This window comes from Bradyrhizobium sp. BTAi1 (genome assembly GCF_000015165.1).
Classification (GTDB): Bacteria; Pseudomonadota; Alphaproteobacteria; order Rhizobiales; family Xanthobacteraceae; genus Bradyrhizobium; species Bradyrhizobium denitrificans.
The window spans coordinates 5098375-5121867 of sequence record NC_009485.1; the positions used below are offsets into that span (position 1 = coordinate 5098375).

Genomic DNA, 23493 nt, shown 5'->3' on the forward strand with positions numbered 1-23493 from the left:
TGGCCGTGCTGCCGGACGGCATCATCGCGGCATCTGGGCATAGGGGGCCACGGCTGCGGGACAGGCTGCCTGCCGATCACCGGCAGCTACTCGGCTGCAACAGCCGCTGGCTTTCGCCGCTGCGGCCGGCGCAGGCCGAGATGATCGCGCAAGGTGCGGCCTTCATATTCCTCACGGAACAGGCCACGACGGCGCAGCTCCGGCACGACCAGGCGAATGAAGTCCTCAAGACCCGTCGGCAAGGTCGGCGCCATGATGTTAAAGCCGTCGGCACCGTAGTTCTCGAAGCGCTCTTCGAGCTGATCGGCGATCTGGCTCGGCGTGCCCACCACCTGCCAATGGCCGCGAGCACCGGCGATGCGCAGATAGAGGTCACGCAACGACAGGCCCTCGCGGCGGGCGAGATCGACCAGCAAAGCCTGCCGGCTCTTGCCGCCCTCGGTCTCCTTCAAGGCCGGCACCGGACCGTTGGGATCGGCGTTCAGGATCTCGGTCGTGCCGAGGAAGGTCGCGAGCAGGTCGAGGCCAACCTCGGGTGAGATCAGCGATTGCAGATAGTCGAACTTCTCCTTTGCTTCGCTTTCGGTTTCACCAACCACAGGAAACACGCCCGGCAGAATCTTGAGGTCATCGGGCCGGCGGCCGAACTTCGCCAGCCGGCCCTTGACGTCGGCATAGAACGCCACAGCATCGGCGAGCGTCTGCTGCGCCGTGAAGATGGCCTCTGCGGTCCGGGCCGCCAGCGCCTTGCCGGGCTCGCTCGACCCGGCCTGCACCACGACCGGCCGGCCCTGCGGCGCTGGCGGAATATTGAGCGGCCCCCTCACCTTGAAATGCCGGCCGCGGTGATCGAGGACATGCAGCTTGGCCGGATCGAAATAGCGGCCGTCGGCGCGGTCGCGCAGGAAGGCACCCTCCTCCCAGCTGTCCCAGAGCCCGTTGACGACATCGGCGAACTCTTCGGCCCGCGCGTAACGATCCGCATGCGGGATGAGTCCGTCATGATTGAAGTTCAGCGCGGCCGAGGCATCGGTCGAGGTCACGAGATTCCAGCCGGCGCGCCCGCCGCTCAGCCGATCGAGCGAGGCGAACTGCCGGGCCACGTTGAACGGCTCGTTGTAACTGGTCGACACCGTCGCGACGAGACCGATCCGCGACGTCACCGCCGACAACGCTGACAGCAGCGTCAGCGGCTCGAACGGGTAGACGCCGGTATGCGCCTTGCGGCTCGCCGCATTGAGCCGGTCGATCTTGACGCCAACCTGATCGGCCAGGAACACCGCGTCGAACTTGGCGTCCTCGGCAAGCCTGGCGAACTGCACGAAGTCCTGCAGTGTCTGGCTGTCGGAGGCATCCTTGGAGCGCCACGCCGCGACGTGATGGCCCGTGAACAGGAGGAATGCACCGAGCGAAAGCTTGTCCTTGCGGCGGGCCATCAGAAATCTCCGAGACGAGGTTTGAAAAGGCTGTTAGGATCAGGCCGAGGGGTCGATCCAGAGATCGGCGAAGCTCCCATTCAGCCCCTCAGCACCGGGCGCGAAATTGCGCACCTTGCGGTTGGCGATGATGACGCCGCCGGCAGCGACCAGATCGACCGACGCCACGTCCTCATGGATGATGGACTGGAATGACGACCACAGCTGACGGCGCTTCTCGACATCCGTCTCGATCGCCGCGGCCTCCAGCAGCCGGTCGATCTCCGGATTGCTGTAATGCGCGGCGTTGGAGAATGGCAGGCCGATCCGGAAGTTCTTCGACCAATAAGCCCGCTGCACGCCAAGCGTCGGATCGAACGTGTTCGACAGGCTCTCGATCGTCAGATCGAACGCACGGTCGCGATAGACGACGTTGAGATAGGTCGCGAGGTCGAAACGCTGGATCTCGATATCGAGTCCAATGCGCCGCAACGCGTTGCGAAGAAAATCGGCGAAGCTCGGCGGCAGGAACGGATTCTGCGTCAGCCGGAGCTTGGTGCGAATGCCGCCGGCGCCGCGCGGCAGGCCCGCCTCGTCCAACAGACGCTCCGCCGCCTTGAGGTCGACGGGCCATCCCTGGATCTTGGGATCGTAGAATTTCGGCAGCGCCGTACTGATCGGCGACGGCGAGACCAGACCATAGCCGAAATAGACAACGTCGAGCAGCGCCTTCAGGTCGATCGCATGCGCGATGGCCTTGCGGACGCGCCGGTCCTGCAGCGCCGGCGTATCGAAATTGAAGAACAGCTGCTGCTGCGGTCCGGAATAGGCATAGGTGGTCGTATCGACGACAAACCTCTTGTCGGCCTTGAACCTCTCGATGTCGCCATAGGGAACCGGCGTCGCACCGATATCGACCTCCCCGGCCTCCAGCGCCGCGGCACGCGCGGCCGGGTCGAGCACGACCTTCAGCACTAGGCGATCGACATAGGGCTTCGGTGCATCCCAGTAGTTGGGATTGCGGACGAACAGCAGATGGCTGCCCGGCACCCATTCGTGGAGAATAAAGGGGCCGGTGCCGATCATCTGCTCCAGCTTCGGCTGTTCGTCCGGCTTAAACGTCGAGTAGACGTGCCGCGGCACGATCGGCGACTCCGCGCCGGCCAGCGCCGAAATCAGGAACGGTGCGGGCTTCGCCAGCACGATGACGGCCGTCAGCGGATCCGGCGTCTCGACTGCCTCGACATTGGCGAAAGTGATGCGGCCGCGCGGATGGGCGATCTTGAGGCGTTCGACCGAGAACGCCACGTCGACCGAGGTGAACGGCTGACCATCCGACCATTTCACGTTCGGCCGCAGCTTGAACGTATAGCGCTTGCCGTCCTCGCTGATCGACCAGGACGTCGCGAGCACCGGCTTCGGATTGAGATCATAGTCGTAGGCGAGCAGGCCTTCGTTGACCTTGGTGCCGATCGTCTGGCCGGTGCCCGACGAGGTGTTGATCGCGATCAAGGCCGATGGATCGGGGTAGTAGACCCAATTGAGCGTTCCGCCCGAAACTGGCTTGTCGGCGGCGGCCTGGCCATGCTGCGGGAGCAGCAACGCCGCAGCCGACGCGAGCATGCCAAAGTGAAAGTCGCGGCGATCGAGCTTCATCGCGTCACCATTGAGCCAGGTTCGAGGGCGCGATCGACAGTCACATCCGCGCGTCGTGATCTGATCATCACGCGTTGTCAGCGCTTGATGACCGACCGAACCGATGCGTCATGATAGACACGAGCGACAGAGAATTTGCTTTTTTTGTTGGCGACACCCGCGCGCGAACGCATTCGCATTGTCACGTGTCAGCAGCTGCATTCTTTTCATTTGCGATTGGCCGACCAAATCGGATTGATTGATCAGTTGTTTGATGAATTACTCGTGCGATCGATTATCACCTGATGAGAATAAATGCTCCTCACGCGTCGCAATCTCAGCAAGACCCTTCTATTCGGAACGATCACTGCCGCCGCCGGCCATGCGCGCACGTCGCAGGCCGCAGAGCCGCGGCGTGGCGGAACGCTCAACCTGGTCATTCAGCCCGAACCCCCGATTCTGGTGAGCCTCACTCATACCGCAGGGCCGACGACGCGGGTCAGCCCGAAGATCACGGAAGGTCTTCTCACCTTTGATCTCGACTTCAGGCCGCGGCCGCAACTGGCGACGGACTGGCAAGTCAGCGACGACGGCCTGCGCTACACCTTTGCTCTGCGGCGCGGCGTGAAGTGGCATGACGGCCGGGATTTCACCTCGGCCGACGTCGCCTACTCCATCAGCCTGCTCAAGCAGCATCACCCGCGCGGCCGCGGCACGCTGTCGTCCGTCCGCGAGGTCGAGACACCCGATGCGCACACCGCCACAATCGCGCTGGACAAGCCGGCGCCCTATCTGCTCGCCGCGTTGACGGCCTCGGAATCGCCGATCGTGCCGCGCCATGTCTATGAGGGCAGCGATCCCCTGAACAATCCGAACGGGCGTGCGCCGATCGGTACCGGTCCGTTCGTGTTCAAGGAGTGGCAGCAGGGCAGCCACATCATTCTCGAGCGCAATCCGACTTATTGGGACCCGGGCAAGCCCTATCTCGACCGTATCGTCGTCCGCTTCATCGCCGATGCCAATGCACGCGCCGTCGCGCTGGAGACCGGTGAGATCCATCTGGCGCCCGACACGCCGGTTCCGCTCGGACAGATCGAAGCGCTGAAGTCCAACCCGGCGCTGCTGATCGAGACCCGCGGCTACGATTACCAGCCGATCGTCTACCGCCTCGAATTCAATCTCGCCAATCCATACTTCGCCAAGCGCGAGGTGCGCGCCGCCGTCGCCCACGCGATCGATCGCGACGCGATCACCCGCGTCGTGTTCTATGGCTGGGGCCGGAATGCGCCGAGCGCAATCAGCCCTGCCCTGAAGCAGTTCCACAACCCCGACATTCCCCGCCACGATTTCGATCCGAAGAAGGCCGAGGCGCTGCTCGATGCCGCCGGCTATCCACGCGGTCCAGACGGCATCCGCTTCAAGGTGTTCCACGACTACATGCCCTACAGCGAGGCCTACCAGCAGCTCGGCGCCTACACGCGCCAGGCGCTCGCCAATATCGGCATTGGCGTGACCTTGCGGGCGCAGGACGTCCCGACCTGGTTCAAACGGACCTACACCAACCGCGATTTCGATTTCATGAGCAACGGCATGAGCAACTCGTTCGATCCGACGGTCGGGGTGCAGCGGCTGTATTGGTCGAAGAACTTCAAGCCCGGCGTGCCATTCTCCAACGGCTCGGGCTACAGCAATCCGGAGGTCGACCGGCTGCTCGAAGCGGCCGCAGTCGAGAGCGATCCGGCCAGGCGACGCGAACTGTTCAAGGCCTTCCAGGTCATCGTCGCCACCGACCTGCCCGACGTCAATCTCGTCACCGGCGCCAACCTGACCATCGCCAATCGCAAGGTGCGCGACCACACCACCACGATCGACGGCCCATCGGCGAACTTCGCCGATGTCTGGCTCGAGGCATAGCGATGACCGGCGCCGATCCCGAGCCGTTTGCGTTTCAATAGCGGCGCATCGCAGGAGAGATCCTTGCCCAGGACACCCAAGACCATCGCCGTGAACGGCTTCGCGATCTTCAGCCCGGTGCATCTGTCGCCCGGGTTGTGGCGCCATCCGGACGACCGCTCGCTGGAGTTCGACACGCTCCGCTATTGGACCGACGTGGCGCGGACACTCGAGGCCGGCAGGTTCGATTCGATCTTCATCGCCGACGGCATCGGCATTCATGACGTCTATGCCGGCAATGCTGACGCCGCGCTCAGCACGGCGGCGCAGATCCCGAAGCTCGATCCGATGCTGCTGGTCTCGGCCATGGCTGCTGTCACCGAGCATCTCGGCCTCGGCATCACCGCATCCGTCTCCTACGAGCCGCCCTTCACCCTGGCGCGCCGCTTCTCGACGCTCGATCACCTGACACGCGGCCGCATCGCCTGGAACATCGTCACCGGCTATTCCGCGGCGGCCTCGCGGGCGGTCGGCCGTGCCGACATCATGGCGCATGATCCGCGCTACGATCTCGCCGACGAATTCCTCGATGCGGTCTATGCGCTGTGGGAAGGCAGCTGGGACGACGGCGCGGTCATCGCCGATCGCGACCGCGGCGTGTTCGCCGATCCCAGCCGTATCCGCAAGGTCCATCACCAGGGTCAGCATTTCAAGGTCGACGCCATCCATCTTGTGCACCCGTCGCCGCAGCGGACGCCGTTCCTGTTCCAGGCCGGCGCCTCCCACCGCGGCAAGGACTTTGCCGCGCGCCATGCCGAAGCGGTGTTTCTCGGCGAGCATTCGAAGACGCGCACCGCCGCCAATGTCGCGGAAACACGGGCGCGTGCCCAGGCGTTCGGCCGCAACGCAAACGACATCCGCTTCTTCGGCCTGATCACCGTCATCGTCGGCGAGACCCGTGCCGAGGCCGAAGCGAAATATCGTGACTATCAGCGCTACACCGACCCGAAGGGTGCGCTGGCGCTGCTGTCCGGCTGGACCGGCATCGACCTGTCCCGTTACAGCCTCGACGACCCGTTCCCGACCATCAAGAAGGACAACGCGGTCACCTCGATGATCGACACCTTCGCGGCGTCCGAGCGCGCCTGGACCATCCGCGACATCATCACCCACAATTTCATCGGCGGCCGCGGCCCGGTCGTGATCGGCTCGCCGGCCGAGGTTGCCGACGAGCTGCAGTCCTGGATCGCCGAGACCGATCTCGACGGCTTCAATCTGAGCTACGCGATCACGCCCGGCGGCTATCGAGACTTTGCCGATCTGGTCGTCCCGGAGTTGCAGCGCCGCGGCGTCTACAAGACGGACTACGCGCCCGGCACGCTCCGCGAGAAGACTTTTGGCGCCGGACATGCGCGGCTGCCTGACACGCACCCAGCCGCGCGCTTTCGTTTCGACGCGGCAGCGTCGCGCGCGCAGGCGCTGGCGTCGGTCTGAACCAATCATGCAGACACCATCCATCATCCGGGGGACGACATGTCGACCATGACCCGTCTTGCCAAGGTGCTGCGGCGGACCACGCTGCAGGCGGTGCCGACCGTCATCGGCATCGTCATCCTCAACTTCCTGCTGCTGCAGCTGGCTCCGGGCGATGCCGCCGACGTGCTCGCCGGCGAGTCGGGGTCGGCGACCATGGAGACCGTTGCGGCCCTGCGCGCGCGGTTCGGATTGGATCAGCCGGTGCTGGTTCAGCTGATCGCCTATCTCGACAACCTCGCCCATTTCAGCCTCGGCTTCTCGCCGCGCTACAATCTGCCGGTGTCGGACATCATCGCGCAGCGGCTGCCGGGCACCGTCATCCTGATGCTGACGGCGCTGGCGCTCGCCCTCGCCTTCGGCATCACGCTCGGCACCGTGATGGCGACCTATGCCGGACGCTGGCCGGACCGGCTGATCTCGGTCGGCATCACGCTGTTCTATTCGATCCCCGGCTTCTGGATCGGCCTGATGCTGATCCTGCTGTTCTCGGTCAAGCTCGGCTGGCTGCCGAGCGGCGGCTCCGGCACCATCGGCACCACTGTCAGCGGCTTCGCGCTCGTCATCGACCGGGCGCGCTACATGGTGCTGCCGGCGCTGTCGCTCGCACTGTTCTACATCGCGATCTATTCGCGGCTGACGCGCGCGGCGATGCTCGATGCGCAGACCCAGGACTATGTCCGCACCGCCGCGGCCAAGGGCCTCTCGCCGTTCGCGATCACCTTCGGCCACGTGCTGCGCAACGCCCTGCTCCCGGTGACGACGGTGGCCGGCATGCATCTCGGCGGCCTGCTCGGCGGCGCCGTCGTCGTCGAGACCGTGTACAGCTGGCCCGGGCTCGGCCGCCTCGCCTTCGAGGCGGTGATGAGCCGCGATTTCAGCGTGCTGCTCGGCATTCTCCTGCTGTCCTCACTGCTCGTGATCATCGCCAATGTGACGGTCGATCTCGTGCAGGCCTGGCTTGACCCGCGTATCGAGACCCGCTGATGCTCCAGATCAACACGCGCACCACCCTTCTGCAGCCGGAAGCCGACACGCAGCCGATCGCCGTCTCGGCCGAAGTCAGCCCGTCGTCCTGGCCGAACCTGCACGCCGCCGACACCCATGTCGTCAGCGCGACCAGCCACAATATTCGCCGCCTGACCGTGCTCCGCCTGCTGCGCAATCCCTCCGTCGCCGCCGGCGGCGCGCTGCTGTCGCTGATCATCATCGCGGCAGCACTGGCGCCCTTTCTGTATCCCGGCGATCCGCTCTCGATGGTGGCGCGGCCGCTGCTGTGGCCGGGCCAGAATGCGGCGTTTCCGTTCGGCACCGACTCGCTCGGCCGCGATGTCGCCGCTGGCCTGTTCCATGGCGCGCGGGTGTCGCTCCTGATCGGCGTCGTGGCCACCTCGATCGGCGTCAGCGTCGGCATCCTCGTCGGCGCCACCGCGGGCTATCGCGGCGGCTGGATCGACGATGTGCTGGTCCGCGTGATCGAGCTGTTCCAGACCGTGCCGAGCTTCATCCTGCTGGTCGTGCTGGTCGCGATCGCGCAGCCGTCGATCCTCACCGTGACCTGGGCGATCGGTCTCGTCACCTGGCCGACCATCGCGCGGCTCGTGCGGGCCGAATTCCGCGTGCTGCGCGAGAAGGATTTCGTGATGGCCGCGCGCAGCCTCGGCTTCGGCCATGGCCGCATCGTGATCCGCGAGATCCTGCCGAACGCCCTGCCGGCGATCATCGTCACAGCGTCCGTTATGGTCGCCACCGCGATCCTGATGGAGGCCGCGCTGTCGTTCCTCGGGCTCGGCGATCCCAACGTCGTCAGCTGGGGCAGCATGATCGGCTCCGGGCGCGAGCTGATCCGCACTGCCTGGTATCTCACCGCTTTGCCCGGCGTGGTCATCGTGCTGACCGTGCTGGCGCTGAACCTGATCGGCGATGGCCTGACCGACGTGCTCAATCCGCGCACCGGCGTGGAGCGCTGACCATGGCGACCCTGCTCGACATCCAAGGGCTGACGATCAGCTTTCCGAACGCGACGCCGGTCAAGGACCTCAGCTTCCAGGTCGCCGAGGCGGAGACGCTCGCCATCGTCGGCGAATCCGGCTCGGGCAAGTCGCTGACCGCGCTCGCCTTGATGCGGCTGCTGCCGAAGACGGCTGATATCACCGACGGATCGATCCGCTTCGCCGGCGAGGATCTCGTCAACATCCCCGAGCCCGCGATGCGCGAGCGCCGCGGCCGCGACATCGCGATGATCTTCCAGGAGCCGATGACCTCGCTCAACCCGGTGCTCACGATCGGACGCCAGATCGTCGAGGTGCTGCGGCTGCATCGCGGACTGACGCGCGCCCAGGCGCGGCGCGAGGCGCGCGACCTGCTCGATCTCGTCCGCATTCCCGATCCCGACCGCTGCCTCGACGACTATCCGCACCGGCTCTCCGGCGGCATGCGCCAGCGCGTGATGATCGCGATCGCGGTCGCCTGCCGGCCGAAGCTCTTGATCGCCGACGAGCCGACCACCGCGCTCGACGTCACCATCCAGGCCCAGGTGCTGGAGCTGCTCGACCGTCTCAGGCGCGAATTGTCGCTGGCGCTGCTGCTGATCACCCATGATCTCGGCGTCGTCGGCCAATGGGCGGACCGCGTCGTCGTGATGTATGCGGGACGCAAGGTCGAGGAGGCGCCGCCCGAGCCGCTGTTCAACGATCCCTTGCATCCGTACACGCAGGGCCTGCTCGCGGCCTCGCCGCGCCTGCACGACGATTTGCATTATCGCGACAGCCGTCTGTCGGAAATTCCCGGCAGCATTAGCTCCGCGGTCAAGGAGAAAGGCTGCCCGTTCGTGCCGCGCTGCCCACAGCGCCGCGACGTCTGCCGCACCGTCTTCCCTGATACGACAATGGCCGGCCTCGGCCGCAGCGTCGCCTGCCATGCCGTGACGCCGACGATTGCAACAGGACCATCGCTTCATGACGCTGCTGTCCGTCTCTGACCTCACCACCACCTACACCTCAGGCCGCAGCGCCGTGCATGCCGTCGATGGCGTGTCGCTCGAGATCGCGCGCGGCGAGACGATCGGCCTGGTCGGCGAATCCGGCTGCGGCAAGTCCACGCTCGGCAAGACGATCCTGCGGCTTGTCGAGCCGTCGGGCGGCCGCATCCTGTTCGACGGCGAGGACCTCACCGCGCTTTCGGAAGCCGCGCTGCGCAGCCGGCGCAAGCGGCTGCAGATGGTGTTCCAGGATCCGTTCGCCTCGCTCAATCCGCGCCAGACCATCGGCGAGATCCTCAGCGCGCCGCTCGCTGTCCATGGCGTCAAATCGCGCGCGGAACGGCAGCGCCGCGTCGACGACATCCTGGCGCGCGTCGGCCTGCCGCCGGACAGCGCGCGACGCTATCCGCACGAATTCTCCGGCGGCCAGCGCCAGCGCATCGGCATCGCCCGCGCGCTGATCCTGGAGCCCGACCTCATCATCTGCGACGAGCCGGTGTCGGCGCTCGATCTCTCGGTGCAGGCGCAGATCCTCAACCTGCTCGCCGAGCTGAAGCAGAGTCTCAATCTGTCGCTGCTGTTCATCTCGCACGATCTGTCCGTCGTCCGCTATCTCTCCGACCGCGTGCTGGTGATGTATCTCGGCCGCATCGTCGAGAGCGGCAGCCACACGCAGATCTGGCACCGGCCGCTGCATCCCTACACCAAGGCGCTGATCGACGCGGTGCCCGACCCAACCCGCCGCCGCTATGCCGCGCCGCTGCCGGGCGACCTGCCCGACCCCCGCAGCGTCGGCGGCGGCTGCCGCTTTGCGCCGCGCTGCCCGATCGCAACCGAGATCTGTAGGACGCAGGACCCGGCGCTGCGCGCCGCCGCAGCGGGCCATCACGTCGCCTGCCATCATGCGGAGCCGGCCCTGGTCTCCTGACCGGCTCTGCTCGTGGGTCGGACGCAGGCCGGGGAGACGGCGCCACGCTTTTGTGCGACGAAGGCGCGGGACATCGTGCGGCACGCTTTCTCCACGCTTCAAACAGCAGGCACGACTTCGCGATCTCGCGGCCATCTCCGCCCGAGTTTTGTCCGAAGTGAACCTCTCCTCTCGAAGAAGAGGCGCAGGGAAGACCGGGTATCGACTGATACCCGCGGTCCGCGTGCAGCAAATAAGCACGCGGGAGAACCACAGGTTCAGCCCAATATCCGGCCTTCCCTGCGCGACGGTTTTGCGGGTTATAGGCGCTCTCCCCGGGGATCGGCTGTCTTGCCCCCGTCACCAGCGGATCATCATCCCCACCGGCTTGGCATCAGCACCGCGATGCCAGGACCACACCATTTCGCCGTCGCATCGCTCCGTTCGTCGGCGCGGGCTTTAACACCCGGCTGCAGAGCAACACGCCCATCGCATCTTCCGACTCGACGCTCGTGACGATCGCGAAACGTCCCTCTTCCGCGAGCCGGGATGCGCGGAAATGTGGAGGTGATTTGCCCGGCGAGGCAAGGGATGAGTCCGCGACAAACTGGCACGACGGGCAGTTGGCGCATGCGGGTCATGCAACGATTGCCCGTCGGGCAGACGGCCGGCTGGACAACGACCGCAACAGCCTATTCCGGCGCCGACCTCAGACAAGGCCGTGGAGATTGCGGCGGCCGTCGATGACGCGGATGACCTCTACGGCGTCGACTGGACCTTCGTCCGAGTCCGGAATGGTCCGGTAGAGCAGCACATAGGGCGTCTCGACCAGCATACGCACAGATGGCCTGATATCGGACCGGCGGACGCCCATTCGTGGCTGCGATCTCAACAGCTCGAGTCGCGTCTCGATACGATCGAGATAGCGTTCGGCCGCAGCCGGCTGCTCTAGCCCGATCAGCAAATAGATGTCGATCAGATCGGCCCGCGCCTGATTGGACCAGATCAGCTCAATCGGCACGGCGGGATGCTTTCTTTGCCCCCTTCAACCGGTCGCGAGCCTCCTTGCGCAGCTGCTTCATGTCGACCTTGCCGGCAGAGCCGCTGGCAAGGCCCTCGTCCCAGGCCTGTCGCAAGCGCCTGATGTCTTCCTGCCGCAACTCGCGCTTCAACTGCCAGTCGCGTACCGCCTCCCGGACGATCTCGCTCGTGGTGGCATATTCGCCCGACTCGACCGCTGTCTTGAGGGCGGCGACCTGCTCACTGGTCAGCGCAACGCTCAGCTTTTCGACAGATGCCATCGGATCGCTCCACCATTGTGGAGTATAAATTACCACTATTTGCTACCGCAGCCAACACCTGCCAGCGTGGTTGGCGCGGGCCACGGACAAGCCAATCCGGGTCGGAAAAGATCTGTGGAAATCCAGCAATTTGAAGCTGCAATCAGGAGGTCCGGACCCGAGACAACCGCTGCCTGCCGCCGCGATCGTCCCGGCAGCCCCACGGCCATCTCGCCCCGAGGCGCGCATCGCCGCTCGACGACGCCGAGTTTTATGCACTGTCACCGTAATCCCCAGATCAGTTCCAGATTGCGACAGGCTTCACGCTCCAGCCGGCGTGATGACCGGATCTGGTTGATGTAGCCATACAGGTACAGCTTCAGCAGATCTGACGGGGCGTATGGCGGCTGCCCCGCTCCCGTCGCGCGCCGGTCTGCGTGCCGAAACCCAAGCCTGGCCAGGTCGAGCGCGTCGACAAAGCCGTCGATCGCACGAACCGGATTGTCCGCGGCGACATAATCCTCGATCCGCGGTGGAAACAGGCTGGCTTGCTCGCGGCTCTCACCGCTCTTGAAAGGGCGATTCGTCATAAGCCGAATCGTACATCTCGCAACGGAAAACGCCCGAAATTATTGCCCAGCCTCGGCGAGGCAAGGGAAGAGTCCGCGACAAACTGCCACGACGGGCAGTTGGTGCATGCGGGGCATGCAAGGATTGCCCGTCGGGCGGATGATCATGCAGCCGATCGGCATCATACGCGATCGCGTCAGCGAGCGACGCCGAGGGCGAGCAGGTCATCCCTCATCGAACAGACGCCGGATATCGGCCATCGGTCGAAACAGCTTCATCGGATGGTCGGGTAGCGACAGAAAGCTTTCGCGCTCGTAGAAGCGACGCGCGTTGTCGTCCTTGGCATCGACGATGACAGCGAACGATGCGATCTCGCTGCGCGCTGCACGATAGAGCGCGTCGGCCAGCAGCAGGCGGCCGTAGCCTTTGCCCTGCTGCCGCCGATCAACGGCGAGACGACCGAGCAGCGTTGCCGGGACGAGCGGATAGCGCGGCAGCTTACGGACCAGCGCATCGGGCAATTCGGCGAGCCGGACCGAGGTCGCGGATAGCGTGTAGTAGCCTGCGATCGTGTCGTCGGACAGCACAAGCACGAACGGCGCGGCCATGTTCTTGCGCGCGTCCTGTCCCGCCTGGGTGCGAAAATATCGATCCAGCGGCGCTACGCCGCAATCGAACCCCGATCGATCGTGATGGGCCGCGAGCGCTTCGAACCGCAATAGCGCGCCATCGTCGGCCACACCTCAAACGCCCGTCCGCTCGCGATAGCGCCGGACGGTATCGCGGAGACGGTCGTTGACGGGCCGCGGGTTGAGCAGCGCATCGACGAAGGCCTCGCTGTCGCGCACCGAGAGCGTGAGCTGACTATGCTCCTCGATCGTCCGCCGCGCGGCGTCCTGCACGCTAGCCAGCACGAAATCCGTCACACTCCGCCCCTGCAAGGCCGCAGCGCGCTCGATCAGGCTCTTCTGAGCAGCAGTCACCCGCGTCTCCAGGCGTTCCGCCCGGACGCGGCCCTCGCTTGCACGAGATGGGGTTTTGGACATGGCGAGGCCTCCACCGCTAGTGTACGGCCAATGGCCGGGGCTATGCAAGGAGAATGTGCACGGGAGTCCGTTGCCGCATTAGGACCCTGGCCGCCCGATGATCTGGCCGAGCGTGGTCGTGCAACCAGACGGAGAGTAAATCTCGGGATATTCATTGCGTACGGGCGACCGATTCTAGGCGGTTGAGCACTCAGCTGACTCGGGAAAACAAATATGGATCCTCTTTATCTCGCGCTGATCTCGACCGCCATAGCACTTGCAGCTCTCAGTATTTCTGCATTGTCGTTGTGGCGAACCCACTTTGCTATGCCAAAGCCAATTCTCAATACGAGCCGGCTGAGGCTACGCGTCTACCCTATAAAGAATAGCGGCGAGCGTTGGTACATTGTGAGCTTTGACTTACCCCTGTCAATTTGCAACCCAGGAGCTCAACCTCTCCTACTATCGGCCGTACGGTTACGACTTAGTTTTCCTCAGGTGCCCATTCCGAACAACGGTGAAGTTCTTCCCGTAACATGGGAGATCAACGCAGACGACGCCCAGAAGATAAGTCGGAATCGCTTCGAGTGGATCGACCATCTAAGACCAAGAGAGTGGATGTCCACGCCGATACTGCCAAAGTCGACCGTCATACAGCATCTGATTTTTGAGGCACGTTGGGACCTTCCGGTAGTGCAGGAAACCACCGAGATCGAACTTCAGATCAAGTGGTCGGGCTCTAGGGATTTCATGCTGGCAGGTCACTGGAAGATCGGTCTTCGCACCGATACGTGGGCTGAACTAATCACCAATGGAACTTCTTTTTCTTACTTTCCTAGCGCGGCTAGGCATACATTTGAGAATATCACACCACCCGATCTTCACAAATACATTGCGAGCAAAGAACCTATTCCCAAAGCCAGCACCTCTTCGTCTTACCTGGACTTCCCAAAACAAAACGACAATCGGGACTCTGATGGGTAGACTTGGAAAGCGACGAAATTTGGAATAGGGCGGCAATACGCTTTGCTCGGTGAGCAACAGAATGACTGCAATGGCGATAACGTCGGAAAGTGAGATTCCGGCCGAGCCGCTGGCGTAACTCCCCTCACTGCCCAAACAGCCGAAAGCTCCGATCCGCCTCGCGCAGATGCTCGCTGTCCTTCGTCCACCCGACAGCGCGGCGGTAGCTGCCGAGGAGGCCGCTCTGGCGGGCGGCGACCACGTCGATACCCTGAGGCTGCTCGGCGAAGGGGGAGACGAACAGCGCGTCCTCGGGGCAATAGAGCTCGCACAGGAAACAGGTCTGGCAATCGGCCTGGCGGGCGATCACGGGAAGGCCTTCGGTCTTGTCGAAGACGTTGGTCGGACAGGCCGTCACGCAGATGTTGCAGGCGGTGCAGCGCTCGGGATCGATGATTTCGATCATTCCGCGGCCTCCACCAGCGCGCCCTCGTCATGCGGGCGCGGCTCGGTCCAGACCTCGTCGAGCCCGCCCGAGGTCACGTAGTGACGCTGCCGCGCATCTAGCTGCGGATGATCCTCGCGCCAATGCATGCCGCGGCTTTCGGTGCGCGCCAGCGCGCTGCGATACATCCAGCGCGCGGTGGCGAGCATCGCCGCGCCTTCGCGGGTGCGGATCAGGTCCGGCCACGCCGCGGCGTCGGCCTCCGTCACCTCGCGCCAGAGACGGTCGAGCCGGCCGAGCGAGGCCGTCAGCCGCTCGGCGTTGCGGAAATAGTTGGTCTCGTACGGATAGGCTTCGTCCTGCACGGCGCGGGCGAGCTGCGCCGGATCGAGCGCGCGCCGGGGCGCCGCCTGCAGGCCGGCCGTGCCGGCGCGCCGCACCGACGTTGCCGGCGCCCGCCTTGTCTGCAGGGCGTAGTCCGCCGCGCCGCGGCCGGCAAAGCTGCCCGAGGAGATCGCCCAGGCGGCGTTGTGGCTGCCGCCGCCGGTGAAGCCGCCGCAGATCAGCTCGCGCGTCGCGGCATCGCCGGCCGCAAAGAGGCCCGGCACCGTGGTGGCGCAGCTGTCGTCTGTGATGCGCAGGCCGCCGGTGCCGCGGATCGTTCCCTCCAGCCGCAAGGTGATCGGGAAGCGCTCCGTGAACGGATCGATGCCGGTGCGGTCATAGGGCAGGAAGAAATTCGGCTGCGAGGCGCGCATCGTCGCGCGCACCTGCTCGTCCGCCTTGTCGAGCTGCGCATAGACCGGTCCGTGCAGCAGCGCTCGCGCGATCGCCTTGCGTCCGCCCTTGGAGGCCGCGCCGGGAACGACGCTGCCATCCTCATAGGTGAAGGTCGCCCAGCCGAAGAACAGCGTCTTGGTGACCGAGCCGAACGCGGCCGAGATCGCATAGGCGTTGGAGAACTCCATGCCGCTGAACTCGGCGCCGGCCTCCGCCGCCATCAGATAGCCGTCGCCGGTCAGCCCGTTGGAGCCGAGCGTCTTGCTCAGGAACGCGCATCCACCGGTGGCGACGACGACTGCGCCCGCGCGCACCGTCCAGCTGTCCTCATGCTGGCGCCGCACGCCGCTCGCGCCGGCCACCGCGCCGCTGTCGTCGACCAGCAGCTCCAGCGCCGGACTGTGATCGAGGATGGTGACGCCGGCCGACTTGGTCCGCTTGCGCATCAGCCGCATGTATTCCGGACCCTGCAGCGAATTGCGCCGCGGCTGGCCGTCGTCGCCGGCCGGATACGGATAGCCCCACTCCGCCAGGCGGTTGCTCTGCGCGTAGGTCTCGTCGAGCACCCGTGCCATCCAGTGGCGGCTCTGCAGATAGCCGCCCGCCGCCTCGCGGCTGGCCATCGCCGCCTCGCGCTGGGCCGGCGCCGGGTCGACATACCAGACGCCGGTGCCGGACGGCGCCGTCGCGCCCGACGTGCCGCAAAATCCCTTGTCGGCGAGCACGACGCGCGCACCACGCTCGGCGGCGCTGATCGCCGCCCATGTGCCGGCGGGGCCGCCACCGAGCACCAGCACATCGGCATCGAACGAGACGCCGCCATTCGAATCGTTGCGCCTCTCCGCGCGCGGCCTGATAGCAACCATGAGCAAGCTCCGGACTATTCATCGATGGACAATCGGGTGCGACATCGTCGTTCAGCGACGCAATCCAGGCAATTCCACAGTTCGCCGATTGCGAGCAGCCGCGTGCTCGGCAGCGGTGAGGCCGGAGAATTTTTGTTTGAACTTGTCCGAACCGTGTGAGCTGCGGCGTCTCCAAATAGAGTGAGGCGCGACTCGATCCGTCCTCTCCTCCGTCATTGCGAGCGAAGCGAAGCAATCCAGGGTGGTGGGCGGGACCCTGGATTGCTTCGCTTCGCTCGCAATGACGTGGGGCTGGCGGCCGACCCGAATAGCGACATCGTCTCTGTCACTCGTCACATCTGTTATAACGGACGAAACTCTGACATCGCAGCCAAAGTCGATGCTGCACTGCGCAAGCCCGTCGCTTTCCCGGAGGAAAGCGCAAAGTGGTATTCATCTATTCTTGCCGGTATCCGTAGCAGGATTAGTCTCCATAATAGAAGAACGACAGCACGATCGTTCTCAGCGACTGGAGACTTTCGATGAACGCCGCGATGCAGATGATGCCGATGCCCGCCATGATGGGCGGAATGATGAACCCGATGATGTCGGGCATGATGCCGATGTCCGGCGGCATGATGCCCATGGGGGCCCCGATGGGCGGCATGATGCCCGGCATGCCCATGATGGCCATGCCGATGATGGCCTGTCAGATGAAGTGCACGATGACCCCGACCGGCATGACCTGCGAGATGATGCCGATGGACGCCGCCATGAAGGACATGTTCATGAAGTGCTGCGAATCGATGATGTCGATGATGCAGATGGGCATGCCGATGATGATGAGCTGCGGCGGCATGATGATGATGTGCATGCCGATGAAGGCGGCGAGCTGATCCCAGCTGCTCGGCGAGAGCGGCGGTGCCGGCTTGGCCTGCCGCTCGACCTGTCTTGAAACAATCCGTCATCGCGCTGTCTCCTGTCTCCGCCTCAGGAGACGCGCTCGGCATAGGTCATAACGAGATAGAGCACCGCTTCGCTGGTCACCAGGTTGCGGTAGACATGCGGCGCATCGGCCTCGAACAGCGCGGCATCGCCTTCGGCGAGCGTCATCGGCTTGTCGCTGCCGACCGCAATCTCGATCACGCCTTTCGCCACGAACAGATTCTCCCGCGTCCCCGGTGCGTGCGCCTCCGCGGTTTCCCGGTGCAGCGGCGCGATGCGCAGCTCGTAGAACTCCACGGTCCGGCTGCCCTCGAACGGAAACAGCGCCCGCGAGATGAACTTGCCGCTATTCGAGCTCAAGAGCTTGGCGTCGGAGCCGCGCAGGATGCAGGGACCGCGGGACGTCTCGCCTTCGAGCAACTGGGCGAAGGGAACATCCAGCGCATTGGCGATTTTCCAGAGCACGCTGATGGTCGGGACGCTCTTGCCGGTTTCGATCTGCCCGAGCATGGCCCGGCTGACCCCGGACTGCCGCGCCAGCCGCTCCAGCGAATGGCCGCGCCGCGTGCGTAAGCGGCGCAAATTGCGTCCGAGCACGATGTGAAGATCGGCCTGCGAGTCCGGCGGCAACGCGCCACTGGGCGAGAGCGACGCGCCGTTCTCCGGCGTCCGCTCGACCTGCTCGCTCATCCCCGCTCCCACGCCGGCGCGATCGATCCGACGGGCACCGGGACCCAGACGAAGGCCGGCCAGATCCACCACGCCCACAGCGCAGGCACCGCCTGGCCAGCGCCCTCGGGCGCGGCTCGCATCCCGGTCACCCGCTGCTGCCGCCGCGCGCGATACGCGTCCAAATCGATGATGTCAGCAGTGCTCGCCACGTCAGCGCTCGTGCTCTTGGGTGATCTCTTGGGTGATGCCGTCATCAGATGGTAATCCAAGCGGCGACGGCGACAAGCCGCCGGGAAAGAAAACAACAAAACCACCGCCGCTTTGCCGCTGGTAGCAAGCTTTGCCGGAGCCATCCATCTTCATGGCATCGATGTTTCACGCAGGCTGCCATGAGGCCACGCGGCCGCCTGCCTAGAAATCACGCAACCTAGATGCGGCGTTGAGACCGCGGAGATAGCAGCCCCGATCGTCTCTCGTCGCGACGCCTCGACTCTGCGCATCGTCAAGGGCTTGCGCAGGTGTGACGCGAGCAAAAATTCGACGGGCGAGGCGACCTGCGCCGATCAACAATTCTCGGTCACGGATTAACAACGAAATATCCATCCGTTGCACCGAACGATCAGCCCGTTAGTCTTGTGGTCCGCGTTCGATCGCGCCAACTCACTCTCTCGAGCAAAACCTCCCATGACTGTCTCCGACCGTTTCAACCCGCGCGCCAGCCGGCGCGAGGTACTGACCGCATCTCTTACCCTCGCCGCAGCTCAGCTGTTTCCCGGTCGCGCCGTCGCGGAGGCCAGGCGCGGTGGCATCCTGACCATCGCCACCCAGGCGGAGCCGCGGACATTGGTGCCCCTGCTCGACACCAACACGCTGACCCGCAACATCAGCACCAAGGTCACCGAGGGGCTGCTGACCTTCGACGCGCAGTTCAATCCGAAGCCGCTGCTGGCGACGGAATGGACGGTGTCTCCGGACGGGCTGGACTATGCCTTCAAGCTGCGGCCGAACGTCAAATGGCACGATGGCACCAGCTTCACCTCCGAGGACGTCAAATTCTCACTGCTCGCATTGAAGAAGGTCGGGCCGCGCGGACGCATCAGCTTTGCCAACATCGCCGACATCGAGACGCCGGATCCGCTTACGGTCCTCGTCAAGCTCGCCAAGCCGACGCCCTACTTCCTGAAGGCCTTGACCGCGGCTGAATCGCCGATCGTGCCGAAGCACGCCTATGCTTCGGACGACCTTGCCGCCAGCCCGAACAACAACGCGCCGATCGGCACCGGTCCCTTCATCTTCGAAGAATGGAAGCGCGGCGCCTATGTTCGCCTCAAGCGCAATCCGTCCTATTGGCGCGCTGACCGGCCCTATCTCGACGGCATCGTCGTCAAGTTCATCGGCGACGCCGCGGCCGCCTCGGCGGCGCTGGAGACCGGCGAGATCGACATCGACGCCAACGTGGCATTTTCCGACCTGGAGCGCCTGGGCGGCATCAAGACGCTACAGATCTCGTCACGGCGCGACGGCTATCTCAACAACGCTTCCGTCCTGGAGTTCAATCTCGAGCACACCGAGCTGGCCAAGACGCCCGTTCGCCACGCGATCGCCCATGCCATCGACCGCAACTTCATCCGCGACTCGATCTATTACGGCCACGCCGACCATATCCGTTCGCCGATCCCCGAGATCTTCCAGGCCTATCACGATCCCGCAGGCTTCAACTATCCGACCGATATCGCCAGAGCGAACCGGCTGCTCGACGAGGCCGGCGTCACGCGTGGGCGTGACGGCACGCGCTTTTCCGTCCGGCTCACCTTCATTCCCGGCCCCGCCTTCAAGACTACGGCGGACTATCTGCGCTCGGCGTTGAGCCAGATCGGCATCAAGGTCACGGTGCTCGAGGGGGATCTCGCGACCTTCATCAAGCGGGTCTATTACGAGCATCAGTTCGACCTCAACATCAACGGCCTCGGCCTCTTGTTTGATCCGACCGTCGGCGTGCAGCGGATCTACTGGTCGGACGGGATCAAGAATCCCCTGCCCTATGTCAACGCCGCCCACTACAACAATCCGGCGGTCGACGATCTCTTCCGCCAGGCGAGCACCGAAGCCGACGAAAGCAAGCGCGCCCAGCAGTTCCGCGCCTTCCAGACAATCGCGAGCGAGGACTTGCCCGCCCTGCCGCTGGTATCGCTGCGGACGGTCATCGTCTCCAGCAATCGGGTGAAGGACATCTACAACAGCGTCGACCTGACCGCCGGAGACTTCTCCGATACCTGGCTCGATCGCTGAGCCGCGGGCACGACCGCCGCGCTCAGGTGTCGCGATGGCGCAGCAGACCCATGACGTGGCGCTTGAGCCGGACGAAGTCCGGCTCGGTCACGAGATCGGCGTGTCTCGGCCTCGCAAAGGGCAGCCTGATGTCGTCGATCACGCGGCCGGGCCGGTGGCTCATGACGATGATGCGGTCGGCGAGAAACAGCGCTTCATCGATGTCATGGGTCACGAAGACGGTCGTGGTCGGAATGCGGGTCCAGATGTCCAGCAGCACCTGCTGCATCCGGGCGCGCGTCAAGGCATCCAGCGCGCTGAACGGCTCGTCCATCAGCAGCACGCGCGGATGATTGATCAGCACGCGAGCGATCTCGACCCGCTGCTGCATCCCGCCGGATAATTGCGCCGGGTAGAAGTCCTCGAAGCCAGCCAGGCCGACCAGCGCGAGTAAGTCGTCGGCGGCCTTCAGGCGCTCGCGCCGGGCGACACGGCGCATCTTCGGGCCGAACGCCACGTTGTGCCGGACCTTCTTCCACGGAAACAGCGTGTGCTGCTGGAACACGAGGCCGCGATCCGGGCTCGGCCCGGCCACCGGCTCGCCATCCAGCGTGATCGCCCCGGTCGCAATCTCGAGGTGACCCGCGAGCGCGCCGAGCACGGTCGACTTGCCGCAGCCGGAGGGCCCGAGCAGACACAGCAGTTCGCCGGGCGCGACCTCGAAGGAGAGATCGGCGACCGCCCGAAACGCCTTGTCGCTCTCGCCCAGCATGATCGAGACGCGGCTGACCTTCACGTGGCCGCTCGGACGGCGATGACCGTCCGCGGGGTCTCCGCTCATCGCACCGCCGACGGCCGGTGCCACGGCATCAGGACGCGGCCGAGCGAGGTCAGGGCCCAGCTCGAGCCCATTCCCATCAGGCCGATCACCAGCATCCCGACGACGATGTCCGCGTAGTTCTGCAGCGTGTAGGCTTCCCATGTGTAGTATCCAATGCCGAACTGTCCGGAGATCATCTCCGCGGTCACGAGGCAGAACCAGGACGTGCCCATCCCGATCGCGAGCCCCGTCACGATCGCTGGCGCCGCGCCCGGCAGCACGATCTCCTGCAGGATGGCGAGCCTGTTGCCGCCGAGGCTGCGCGCCGAGGCGATCAGCCGCTGGTCGACATTGGCGACGCCATGCACGGTGTTGAGGATGATCGGGAACAGCGCGCCGATGAAGGTGATGAAGATCATCGACACTTCTGACGAGGTGAAGATCAGGATCGAGAGCGGAATCCAGGCCACCGCCGGGATCGGCCGCAGCAGCTCCAGCGGCGGCAGCAGCAGATCGGACGCGGCGCGCGAGCGTCCGATCGCAATGCCGAGCGCGATACCGAGCAGCGCAGCTGCGCCATAACCGGCGAACACTCGCGCCAGGCTGCTGCCGAGATGCGCCATCAGCTTGGGCGACCTGAGCAGCACCACTGCCGCCTCGGCCACCTCCGTCGGCGGCGGCACGTTGCGGAAGGTGACCGCGCCGAGATTCAGATGCGCCGTCGCGGCGAACTGCCAGAGGCCGAGGCAGGCCCCGATCGAGGCGGCGCGGATCGCCCATCGCACCGCCTGTCGCGGCCTCGTCGCCATGGCGCAGGATCCCTTACCGGCTGGCGACCAGCGCGTCGCGCGCCGCGGCGAAATCGACGACGTCGCCGCCCTTCGCCTTGGCCCAGCGCTCGGCGCCCTCCTTCAGCAGGAACGCACTGAGCTCGCCCGACGAGCTGCGCACGAACCAGGCCTGGCTCGCGAACAGCTTGATGCCGCTCTCGCGATCTTGCGCATAGACGACCCGGGCGGTCCTGCCATCCTTCTCCAGCGCCGCCAGCGCCTTCAACGCCGCCTCCGGGGACGCGTAATGACGAACCTGCGGCTCATCCTTCAGCCAGATCTGCGCGACGCGGCTGACATCGGTGATCTCGGCGCCCGATGCCGCATCCTTGGCCTTCAGCGGCAACTGCGCGTAGTTGGTCTTCTCCGCGTCGTAGTCGCGGCCAGCCTGGGTCAGCGCTGCCCTGACGAACTTGTCGGTCACGAACTTGTCGATGTCGAGATCGCTGTCGGCCCGCTTGAGATATTTCAGCGTCTTGATCGACGTCGCCACCGCCTGCCGGAATTCCGGCTTCCAGGTGGCGTCGCGGGTCTGCAGCCCGAGCGGGCCGTGGAACAGATACACCACCTCGGCCTCGATCCCTGTCACCTTCGAGATCAGCTCGCTGTAGCGCTCCGGCTCGGAGGCGATCAGCCGGTCGGCCTCCAGCGCGGCCCGCAGATAGGCTGTCACGACTTCCGGATATTTGTCGGCGTAATCGCCGTCGACCAGCGCGCCGTGAAAGGTCGGTGTGCTCGCTTGCGAACCGTCGAAGATCTTGCGCGCGAAGCCGCGCCAGGGAAACAGCTCGGCGAACGGAACGAAGTCGGCATGGGCATCGACCTTGTTGGCCTGCAGCGCGGGGCCTGCGACCTCCGGCGCCTGGGTGATGATGCTGACATCGGTGTCCGGATTCCAGCCCTTGGCCTCGATGGCGCGCAACAGCATGCCGTGCGCCGTCGATGCAAACGGCACCGAGATGGTCTTGCCCTTGAGATCGTCGAGCGAACGCGCGGGCGAGTCCTTGGGCACCACGATGCCGTTGCCGCTGCCCTTGGTGCTGCCCGACAGCACCGAGATGAACAGGCTGCGGCGACCCGCCTTCTGGAACGCCACGCCGTTCAGCGAGCCCGGAAAGTCGGCCATGGCGCCGAAATCGAGCTTGCCGGCCACCATCTCGTTGGTCAGCGGCGCGCCGGACGTGAAGTTGCGCCACTGGATGTCATAGGTCGTATCCTTGTACTTGCCATCATGCGGCAGATATTTGTCGAGCAGATTCAACTCCCGGATCAGGAGCCCGCCGGTCGCGCAATTGATGGTGGTGTCCTGCGTACCGATCGCGACGCGGATGGTTTCGGCCTTCGCGGTTCCGAGCGTCATCGCCAGAACGACGGCAGAAAGTGCGGCGTATCGATGAAGCGTCATGCGTCGGTCCTTGCTGAGATCGGCGAGCGGCATCCTCCTCCGCCCGTTCCGAGAAGCCGGACTATTCAGTGGACGCACGGGATCGCTGAAGCAATTAGTTGCCGCCTGCCGACACAGAGCCTCACATCCAGGTAGGCTGGACGTGGCCTGCTGCCAATTCATTCTCATGAATATCTCTTCATCGAAACAAACATTCTTATAGACCGGCCAATTGAGCACGAAGCTTGCCAAGTGCACCGTACCATCAGCAAAGGCGTGGACTTCTTCTGCTGCTCGCCTCTA

The 23493-nt window shown here is 64.9% G+C and carries 23 protein-coding genes and 1 pseudogene; 9 read left to right on the forward strand and 15 right to left on the reverse strand.

From position 1 onward, the window contains the following. Window positions 1-86: 86 nt before the first annotated feature. Together BBTA_RS22770 and BBTA_RS22775 are read right to left on the reverse strand one after the other, a co-directional pair. Complete coding sequence (locus BBTA_RS22770) at window positions 87-1436, reverse strand: LLM class flavin-dependent oxidoreductase (RefSeq protein WP_012044863.1); 1350 nt, start codon at window positions 1434-1436, stop codon at window positions 87-89. Between the two features lie 39 nt (window positions 1437-1475). Continuing rightward, window positions 1476-3071 carry an ABC transporter substrate-binding protein gene (locus tag BBTA_RS22775; protein ID WP_012044864.1) on the reverse strand — a complete coding sequence of 532 codons (1596 nt, stop codon included), beginning with the start codon at window positions 3069-3071 and terminating at the stop codon, window positions 1476-1478. A gap of 294 nt (window positions 3072-3365) precedes the next feature. Here BBTA_RS22775 and BBTA_RS22780 point away from each other — a divergent pair, with 294 nt between their 5' ends. The 6 genes from BBTA_RS22780 to BBTA_RS22805 all read left to right on the forward strand — a co-directional run bounded on the left by BBTA_RS22780 (window position 3366) and on the right by BBTA_RS22805 (window position 10384). Beyond that, window positions 3366-4964 (forward strand): ABC transporter substrate-binding protein, encoded by a 1599-nt coding sequence (locus BBTA_RS22780; protein ID WP_012044865.1) that lies wholly within the window; start codon window positions 3366-3368, stop codon window positions 4962-4964. A 63-nt stretch (window positions 4965-5027) separates the two neighbouring features. Beyond that, on the forward strand, window positions 5028-6437 hold the full coding sequence (locus tag BBTA_RS22785; protein ID WP_012044866.1) for an LLM class flavin-dependent oxidoreductase: 1410 nt from the start codon (window positions 5028-5030) through the stop codon (window positions 6435-6437). A 39-nt stretch (window positions 6438-6476) separates the two neighbouring features. Next, window positions 6477-7463, forward strand: coding sequence for an ABC transporter permease (locus BBTA_RS22790; protein ID WP_012044867.1), 987 nt, complete (start codon window positions 6477-6479; stop codon window positions 7461-7463). Further along, window positions 7463-8446, forward strand: a complete 984-nt coding sequence (locus tag BBTA_RS22795) for an ABC transporter permease (RefSeq protein ID WP_012044868.1) — start codon at window positions 7463-7465, stop codon at window positions 8444-8446. The genes BBTA_RS22790 and BBTA_RS22795 overlap by 1 nt, the downstream gene beginning before the upstream one ends. 2 nt (window positions 8447-8448) lie before the next feature. Then, entirely contained in the window at window positions 8449-9456 is a 1008-nt protein-coding gene (locus tag BBTA_RS22800; RefSeq protein WP_012044869.1) for an ABC transporter ATP-binding protein, read from the forward strand. Then, entirely contained in the window at window positions 9434-10384 is a 951-nt protein-coding gene (locus tag BBTA_RS22805; RefSeq protein ID WP_012044870.1) for an ABC transporter ATP-binding protein, read from the forward strand. Before BBTA_RS22800 ends, BBTA_RS22805 begins: the two co-directional genes overlap by 23 nt. A gap of 688 nt (window positions 10385-11072) precedes the next feature. On the opposite strand, the gene BBTA_RS22810 is transcribed toward BBTA_RS22805, so the two are convergent. The 5 genes and pseudogenes from BBTA_RS22810 to BBTA_RS22830 form a co-directional block, all read right to left on the reverse strand. Beyond that, the gene (locus BBTA_RS22810) at window positions 11073-11384 is read right to left on the reverse strand and encodes a type II toxin-antitoxin system RelE/ParE family toxin (RefSeq protein WP_012044871.1); all 312 of its coding nucleotides are present in this window, start codon (window positions 11382-11384) and stop codon (window positions 11073-11075) included. Next, window positions 11374-11664 carry a type II toxin-antitoxin system ParD family antitoxin gene (locus BBTA_RS22815; RefSeq protein ID WP_012044872.1) on the reverse strand — a complete coding sequence of 97 codons (291 nt, stop codon included), beginning with the start codon at window positions 11662-11664 and terminating at the stop codon, window positions 11374-11376. Before BBTA_RS22815 ends, BBTA_RS22810 begins: the two co-directional genes overlap by 11 nt. Before the next feature lie 272 nt (window positions 11665-11936). Next, window positions 11937-12233, reverse strand: a pseudogene (locus BBTA_RS22820) (transposase); the annotation flags it as partial. 204 nt (window positions 12234-12437) lie between these two features. Continuing rightward, window positions 12438-12953, reverse strand: coding sequence for a GNAT family N-acetyltransferase (locus BBTA_RS22825; RefSeq protein WP_012044874.1), 516 nt, complete (start codon window positions 12951-12953; stop codon window positions 12438-12440). Window positions 12954-12956: 3 nt separating this feature from the next. Next, complete coding sequence (locus tag BBTA_RS22830; protein ID WP_012044875.1) at window positions 12957-13259, reverse strand: DUF1778 domain-containing protein; 303 nt, start codon at window positions 13257-13259, stop codon at window positions 12957-12959. Between the two features lie 213 nt (window positions 13260-13472). On the opposite strand from BBTA_RS22830, the gene BBTA_RS40200 reads away from it, so the two are divergent. Then, on the forward strand, window positions 13473-14222 hold the full coding sequence (locus BBTA_RS40200) for a hypothetical protein (protein WP_148221486.1): 750 nt from the start codon (window positions 13473-13475) through the stop codon (window positions 14220-14222). 124 nt (window positions 14223-14346) lie between these two features. On the opposite strand, the gene BBTA_RS22835 is transcribed toward BBTA_RS40200, so the two are convergent. Together BBTA_RS22835 and BBTA_RS22840 are read right to left on the reverse strand one after the other, a co-directional pair. Continuing rightward, the gene (locus BBTA_RS22835) at window positions 14347-14667 is read right to left on the reverse strand and encodes a ferredoxin family protein (RefSeq protein ID WP_012044876.1); all 321 of its coding nucleotides are present in this window, start codon (window positions 14665-14667) and stop codon (window positions 14347-14349) included. Then, on the reverse strand, window positions 14664-16292 hold the full coding sequence (locus tag BBTA_RS22840) for an FAD-dependent oxidoreductase (protein WP_012044877.1): 1629 nt from the start codon (window positions 16290-16292) through the stop codon (window positions 14664-14666). Before BBTA_RS22840 ends, BBTA_RS22835 begins: the two co-directional genes overlap by 4 nt. 521 nt (window positions 16293-16813) lie before the next feature. Between BBTA_RS22840 and BBTA_RS40835 the strand changes: the two genes are divergently transcribed. Beyond that, window positions 16814-17167 (forward strand): hypothetical protein, encoded by a 354-nt coding sequence (locus BBTA_RS40835; protein WP_083780692.1) that lies wholly within the window; start codon window positions 16814-16816, stop codon window positions 17165-17167. 94 nt (window positions 17168-17261) lie between these two features. On the opposite strand, the gene BBTA_RS22850 is transcribed toward BBTA_RS40835, so the two are convergent. Genes BBTA_RS22850 through BBTA_RS40840 form a run of 3 tightly spaced genes read right to left on the reverse strand, consistent with a single transcriptional unit; the run spans window position 17262 to window position 18251 of the window. Next, on the reverse strand, window positions 17262-17906 hold the full coding sequence (locus BBTA_RS22850; protein WP_012044880.1) for a helix-turn-helix domain-containing protein: 645 nt from the start codon (window positions 17904-17906) through the stop codon (window positions 17262-17264). Further along, a complete protein-coding gene (locus BBTA_RS40210) occupies window positions 17903-18097 on the reverse strand; it encodes a hypothetical protein (RefSeq protein WP_148221487.1) in 195 nt (64 codons plus the stop codon). The genes BBTA_RS22850 and BBTA_RS40210 overlap by 4 nt, the downstream gene beginning before the upstream one ends. Window position 18098: 1 nt before the next feature. After that, window positions 18099-18251: a hypothetical protein gene (locus tag BBTA_RS40840; RefSeq protein WP_168167911.1), complete on the reverse strand. Its 153-nt coding sequence runs from the start codon at window positions 18249-18251 to the stop codon at window positions 18099-18101. Window positions 18252-18572: 321 nt separating this feature from the next. On the opposite strand from BBTA_RS40840, the gene BBTA_RS22860 reads away from it, so the two are divergent. After that, the gene (locus BBTA_RS22860; RefSeq protein WP_041750831.1) at window positions 18573-20177 is read left to right on the forward strand and encodes an ABC transporter substrate-binding protein; all 1605 of its coding nucleotides are present in this window, start codon (window positions 18573-18575) and stop codon (window positions 20175-20177) included. 22 nt (window positions 20178-20199) lie between these two features. Here the strand turns inward: BBTA_RS22860 and BBTA_RS22865 are convergent, their stop codons facing one another. The 3 genes from BBTA_RS22865 to BBTA_RS22875 are packed head-to-tail and all read right to left on the reverse strand — an operon-like array spanning window position 20200 to window position 23211. Further along, window positions 20200-20997 (reverse strand): ABC transporter ATP-binding protein, encoded by a 798-nt coding sequence (locus BBTA_RS22865; RefSeq protein WP_012044883.1) that lies wholly within the window; start codon window positions 20995-20997, stop codon window positions 20200-20202. After that, entirely contained in the window at window positions 20994-21785 is a 792-nt protein-coding gene (locus BBTA_RS22870) for an ABC transporter permease (RefSeq protein WP_012044884.1), read from the reverse strand. Before BBTA_RS22870 ends, BBTA_RS22865 begins: the two co-directional genes overlap by 4 nt. Before the next feature lie 13 nt (window positions 21786-21798). Then, a complete protein-coding gene (locus tag BBTA_RS22875; protein WP_041751564.1) occupies window positions 21799-23211 on the reverse strand; it encodes an ABC transporter substrate-binding protein in 1413 nt (470 codons plus the stop codon). Window positions 23212-23493: the final 282 nt, after the last annotated feature.

Excerpts from the sequence above, each read along its gene's own strand:
- BBTA_RS22770 (WP_012044863.1), bottom strand. The coding sequence starts at position 1,436 with ATGGCCCGCCGCAAGGACAAGCTTTCGCTCGGTGCATTCCTCCTGTTC.
- BBTA_RS22775 (WP_012044864.1), bottom strand. The coding sequence starts at position 3,071 with ATGAAGCTCGATCGCCGCGACTTTCACTTTGGCATGCTCGCGTCGGCT.
- BBTA_RS22780 (WP_012044865.1), top strand. The coding sequence starts at position 3,366 with ATGCTCCTCACGCGTCGCAATCTCAGCAAGACCCTTCTATTCGGAACG.
- BBTA_RS22790 (WP_012044867.1), top strand. The coding sequence starts at position 6,477 with ATGTCGACCATGACCCGTCTTGCCAAGGTGCTGCGGCGGACCACGCTG.
- BBTA_RS22795 (WP_012044868.1), top strand. The coding sequence starts at position 7,463 with ATGCTCCAGATCAACACGCGCACCACCCTTCTGCAGCCGGAAGCCGAC.
- BBTA_RS22800 (WP_012044869.1), top strand. The coding sequence starts at position 8,449 with ATGGCGACCCTGCTCGACATCCAAGGGCTGACGATCAGCTTTCCGAAC.
- BBTA_RS22805 (WP_012044870.1), top strand. The coding sequence starts at position 9,434 with ATGACGCTGCTGTCCGTCTCTGACCTCACCACCACCTACACCTCAGGC.
- BBTA_RS22815 (WP_012044872.1), bottom strand. The coding sequence starts at position 11,664 with ATGGCATCTGTCGAAAAGCTGAGCGTTGCGCTGACCAGTGAGCAGGTC.
- BBTA_RS22830 (WP_012044875.1), bottom strand. The coding sequence starts at position 13,259 with ATGTCCAAAACCCCATCTCGTGCAAGCGAGGGCCGCGTCCGGGCGGAA.
- BBTA_RS40200 (WP_148221486.1), top strand. The coding sequence starts at position 13,473 with ATGGATCCTCTTTATCTCGCGCTGATCTCGACCGCCATAGCACTTGCA.
- BBTA_RS22835 (WP_012044876.1), bottom strand. The coding sequence starts at position 14,667 with ATGATCGAAATCATCGATCCCGAGCGCTGCACCGCCTGCAACATCTGC.
- BBTA_RS22840 (WP_012044877.1), bottom strand. The coding sequence starts at position 16,292 with ATGGTTGCTATCAGGCCGCGCGCGGAGAGGCGCAACGATTCGAATGGC.
- BBTA_RS40835 (WP_083780692.1), top strand. The coding sequence starts at position 16,814 with ATGAACGCCGCGATGCAGATGATGCCGATGCCCGCCATGATGGGCGGA.
- BBTA_RS22850 (WP_012044880.1), bottom strand. The coding sequence starts at position 17,906 with ATGAGCGAGCAGGTCGAGCGGACGCCGGAGAACGGCGCGTCGCTCTCG.
- BBTA_RS40840 (WP_168167911.1), bottom strand. The coding sequence starts at position 18,251 with ATGAAGATGGATGGCTCCGGCAAAGCTTGCTACCAGCGGCAAAGCGGC.
- BBTA_RS22860 (WP_041750831.1), top strand. The coding sequence starts at position 18,573 with ATGACTGTCTCCGACCGTTTCAACCCGCGCGCCAGCCGGCGCGAGGTA.
- BBTA_RS22865 (WP_012044883.1), bottom strand. The coding sequence starts at position 20,997 with ATGAGCGGAGACCCCGCGGACGGTCATCGCCGTCCGAGCGGCCACGTG.
- BBTA_RS22870 (WP_012044884.1), bottom strand. The coding sequence starts at position 21,785 with ATGGCGACGAGGCCGCGACAGGCGGTGCGATGGGCGATCCGCGCCGCC.
- BBTA_RS22875 (WP_041751564.1), bottom strand. The coding sequence starts at position 23,211 with ATGACGCTTCATCGATACGCCGCACTTTCTGCCGTCGTTCTGGCGATG.